Genomic DNA, 4,185 nt, shown 5'->3' with positions numbered 1-4,185 from the left:
GAGGAGATCGACCCCATTCTCAGCATAACCACGAAAGCCGCCTGATCATGCCCTCAGGCTATCCGGGAATTTACACCAGCTTGACGGACGTGACCCCGCGGATCCGAGTTCGTCGACTGGCCGCACCTGCAGGCCGAGGTCGGCACGCAAACATGGTTCTGCGAGGCGCAATCGCCTTGGCAGAAAGGTGCGGTTGAGAACGCCAACAAGCGATTGCGACGTTGGCTTTGTCGCGACACCGATCCGAACTCGCTTTCTCAGGAGGAACTTCGTCAGCTCTGTGCCGGCCTCAATGCCACGCCGCGCAAGTGCCTCGGCTTCCGCACGCCTGCCGAGGTGTTCAAGGCCAACCTGCTCGGCCGCGGCCACAGACGCGAGAAACTTTCCCGGCAACCATTGTCGCATTTGGGCTAGCGCGTCCACCCGCTCGATCTGGATGCTGTGGTTCAGTCATCACCGAAGTCGTAGACATACTGGATCGTCCTGGTGCCGGTGACAGAAAGGCTCAGTGGAGAACATGAACAAGTGCATACGCCGTTAGGGGTCTGCCCAGACGCTACAGTGCGAACGGCGCCTGCTCGGGTTCAGAATCATTCTGGCTCGGGCCAAGGCCACAGGGTTTCATATGGGTGCCACGCGAGCGTCCAGAAGCAGCAGACAACTGAGTACATCTGGCTACAGGTAACCCGATCTTAAAGGTCTTGTCCTATCACTTGCAAGCCGCACGGTTGCAAGGATCACCGGATGACAGACCAGACACCGCTTTCGACAGTCTCGAAAGAACTGAGGCTTTACGGTGTGATCGACCTTCTGCGCAGCGATCGCGTTGGCGGCTGGGTCATCGACCGCACCGACCCCCGCCGCACCGCGATGGTCGATGTGCTGCGCGAGGGGCGGGTGGTCGGCCGCGTAACCGCCGACCGGCCACGCAAGGATCTGGAACGACAGGCGGTCGGGACCGGAAATTACGGCTTTTCCTTCACCCTAGACCCTCCGCTTGAAGAGGGGATGGAGTTCACCATCACGGTCATCGCCAGGTCACATGATGGGGTCGAATTGCCGTTACACCCTGCCGCAAGAGCCGCGGGAGCGGTTTCGCCCGAGAAAAGGGCGCTTGGCCGCATTCTTGCGGAATTGTCTGCGCTGCGGGCGGACCTGCACAGTCTGAAGCAGGACATGGCGGCGTCCGAAAACGACCGCAGCCGCTTCCAGGAACGAATTGAAATCGTTCAGCTGCGCCTTGAAAGCGGGATTGCGGGTCTGGATGCACCTCGAGGCGGCGCGTCCGGCTGGTTGACCGGCGTTGCGATTGCGGGCGCCCTTCTGGCAGTGGGATCGCTGGCACTCGGGCTGTTCTCTCTTCTGACGCCATAATACGCCTCTATTTTCGCTGGACTGATAATGTATTGTGAGCAGCCCGAAAATTCTTCTCGGTGGCGGCACCCTCCTCTGGACATCCGCCTGGATTGGTCCGGATCAGGTGAAGCTCCGGTTATGCGGTCTGCCCAGCCGGACCTCAGACATCGCTCGGCCTGGTCGCACAGCCCGGGGTTACGCACCAGCTTGCGTTGTCCGTGTCCGCCGTCCATCCGAGCAGCTTTGCGCAACGACACAGCAGTCGCCATGGAGCTTCGGAATGTCGCTGTCATGGAAATGATTGCGGCTGAGTTCGCGAAAGATCGTCGAGCGATGCCGGCCCATCCGTCGCGCCATCTCCGTCAAGGCTCTCTGGGCGAGAGCTTCAAGGAGATGGTCACGGGCGAACGCGCGCTGACGGCGGACGAGCATGCCAACACCATGAACCAGTTTGCCGCCGGACAGGGGCCGACGGATTCGGCAAATCCCGGCCCTCCTGCGCGGCCAAGCCCAGGTCGTGCAGCGAGGCGATCACGCAGCGCCCCTGAGCTGCAAGGCGGGCAAAGACCTGCATCACCCGGATCATCGCAGCGGGATCCAGGCCCGCGACCGGCTCGTCCGCGACCAGCAGCGGGGTTTCCTGCGCCAACATCCGCGCGATCAGGGCGCGAGCCTGCTCGCCGCCCGAAAGCTCGGTCGCGGGCCGGTGGCGCAGGGGACCGAGGTCCAGCGCCGCGATGGCGCGCTCGACTGCCGAGCCGTTGGCCGGGCTGCAGCCATGCGGCGTGCGGCCAAGCGCCACCAGCCGCTCGACCGGCAGCGGCCAGGCGATCTCGCGCCCCTGCGGCATGAAGGCGGCGCGGCGCGCGCGCTGGCTCGCTGTCAGCGCGTCCAGCCACGAGCGGCCGCCATGCGGCAAGAGCCCCAGCGCGGCGCGCAGAAGCGTCGTCTTGCCAGCGCCGTTCGGACCCAGCAGACCGACAAGCTCGCCCGCGCCGACACGCAGGTCGATGCCTTGCAGAACCGGGCGGCCATGACGGTGGACGGTCAGGTTTTCCAGGCCGAGCAAGGTCATGCGCCCTCGGCTCGCGTGCGCCAGATCAGGTGCAGGAAGAAGGGCGCGCCGACCAGCGCGGTCAGCACCCCCAGCTTCAGGTCGCGGCCGGGCGGAGTCACCCGTACCGCGAGTCTGCGGCCAGGATCACCGCCGCGCCGCCTAGCGCAGAGGCCGGCAGCAGCCGCGCGGGGCTGGAGCCCACGGCGTAGCGCGGGAGATGCGGCACCACCAACCCGACGAAGCCGACCGCGCCCGCCACCGCCGTCGAGGACCCGACCAGCGCCGCAACCCCGATGACCAGCGCCATCCGCATCCGCCCGAGCCGCAGCCCCATCGAGGCCGCGGCGCATCGAGGTCGCGTCCGGCCGCCAGCAGCAGCACCGTTCCGACCGCGAAGAACGGCAGCACGGTCCAGACATGCAGCATCGAGTGGTCGGCCAGAGATCCCATCATCCAGACGACCTCTCATTGCCCCAGCCTCTAGTGCGGGCAGAACGATCCATACCAAGCCTACAACCCAGAAACCGGAATGGTCTATGTCCCCGCCTACGACAATGTCTGCAACAAGTGGTCGGGTTTCCTGTCGTGGGCACTGACATGGCCAAATCCTCAACGGCTTCATGGCCGAATGCCGGGACCCCGTTCCTGGCCAGGCGCCTGTCACTTCACGGCGGCATTGCCCCCATCGGCGAACAACGCTGACCCGGTGACGAAGCTGGCCATGGAGCTGGCAAGAAAAAGAGCAGCAGAGGCAAGCTCCTCGGGTCGAGCGATCCGCTTCATGGCATGAAGCCCAGCCGCCCAATCCTTCTGGCTCTGGTCGCCCGCCATCTCGGTGTCGACACCGCCCGGCAGCAGAGCGTTCGCCCGGATGCCTTGCGCCGCATAATCGGCGGCGATCCCCTTCACCAGGCCCATCAATCCGGCCTTCGATGCGCCGTAAGCGGCCATGCCGGGAATGCCGACGCTGGTTCCGACGAAGCTGGACGTGAAGACGATAGAGCCGCCGCCACGCGCAAGCATGGCGGGTATCTGGCTGCGCGCGCCCAGATAGGCCGCCGTCAGGTTGGTGGTCAGCGTCTGCTGCCAGTCTTCCGGCGCGATTTCGGCAAGCGGTTTTGCCACGCCCACGGTGCCGGCATTGTTGATCGCGATGTCGAGGCCCCCGAATTCGCGTATCGCCTCCGCGACAAGGCGCGCATGGGTTTCCGGAAGGCCAATGTCCCCGGCGGACGCATGGGCCCGTCCTCCCTTGCCGCGGATTTCGTCTGCCACCTCATCCAGCCGCGCTTTGCGTCGCGCGACCAGGACGACCGCCGCGCCCTGTTCGGCAAACATCAGCGCCACGGCGCGTCCGATGCCGGAGGATGCGCCGGTGACGATGGCAACCTTGCCTTCAAGTAAAGTCATATCTCGCATGCCTTTTCTGCCTGGTTCTCGGCAGGGATATCGCCGAGCGAGACCCCTCGGCACTCCGCTTCCTGCTTTCAAAGTAATCGTTTTCAGAATTGCGCGCGGGGCTGCTTGCGGTGGGGCATGGGTGCTTATCCCGGCCTGCCACCTTCACCCCACCCGGCCAGCCGGGCGACGCGCTATCCGCTTTTCGGAAAGCGAGGCCGGGTCAGCGCTCATGCCGCGGGGGCGTGCCGCTTTCAGCACCTGTCGCCACCGGCCGGAGCGCTGCTAGATCGCCGAGGAGCGGGGATCGACATAGAAGATGTGGTCGCCCACCAGACGGACGCGGACCATGCTCGACGCCCAGTCGGGGGTGA

4 protein-coding genes and 2 pseudogenes are annotated in these 4,185 nt (G+C 65.2%); 2 read left to right on the top strand and 4 right to left on the bottom strand.

Going from position 1 to position 4,185, the window contains the following annotated elements:
• Positions 1-96 precede the first annotated feature (96 nt).
• Both BU28_RS26865 and BU28_RS0117405 read left to right on the top strand, forming a co-directional pair.
• Positions 97-414, top strand: a pseudogene (locus BU28_RS26865) (transposase); the annotation flags it as partial.
• A 330-nt stretch (positions 415-744) separates the two neighbouring features.
• The gene (locus BU28_RS0117405) at positions 745-1,374 is read left to right on the top strand and encodes a hypothetical protein (protein ID WP_028720568.1); all 630 of its coding nucleotides are present in this window, start codon (positions 745-747) and stop codon (positions 1,372-1,374) included.
• Positions 1,375-1,551: 177 nt separating this feature from the next.
• Here the strand turns inward: BU28_RS0117405 and BU28_RS26860 are convergent, their stop codons facing one another.
• From BU28_RS26860 to BU28_RS0117385, 4 genes and pseudogenes are all read right to left on the bottom strand, one after another.
• Complete coding sequence (locus BU28_RS26860; protein WP_081791450.1) at positions 1,552-1,788, bottom strand: helix-turn-helix domain-containing protein; 237 nt, start codon at positions 1,786-1,788, stop codon at positions 1,552-1,554.
• A complete protein-coding gene (locus BU28_RS23610) occupies positions 1,754-2,431 on the bottom strand; it encodes an ABC transporter ATP-binding protein (RefSeq protein WP_081791449.1) in 678 nt (225 codons plus the stop codon). The genes BU28_RS26860 and BU28_RS23610 overlap by 35 nt, the downstream gene beginning before the upstream one ends.
• Positions 2,428-2,875 (bottom strand): annotated as a pseudogene (locus BU28_RS24995) (FecCD family ABC transporter permease); the annotation flags it as partial. The pseudogene BU28_RS24995 and the gene BU28_RS23610, both read right to left, overlap by 4 nt.
• 198 nt (positions 2,876-3,073) lie before the next feature.
• The gene (locus BU28_RS0117385; RefSeq protein WP_028720566.1) at positions 3,074-3,823 is read right to left on the bottom strand and encodes an SDR family oxidoreductase; all 750 of its coding nucleotides are present in this window, start codon (positions 3,821-3,823) and stop codon (positions 3,074-3,076) included.
• Positions 3,824-4,185: the final 362 nt, after the last annotated feature.

The organism is Paracoccus yeei ATCC BAA-599 (genome assembly GCF_000622145.1).
GTDB classification, from domain to species: domain Bacteria; phylum Pseudomonadota; class Alphaproteobacteria; order Rhodobacterales; family Rhodobacteraceae; genus Paracoccus; species Paracoccus yeei.
The sequence above is the reverse complement of the archived record's forward strand: the minus strand, read 5'-3'. Positions and strand labels throughout refer to the sequence as shown.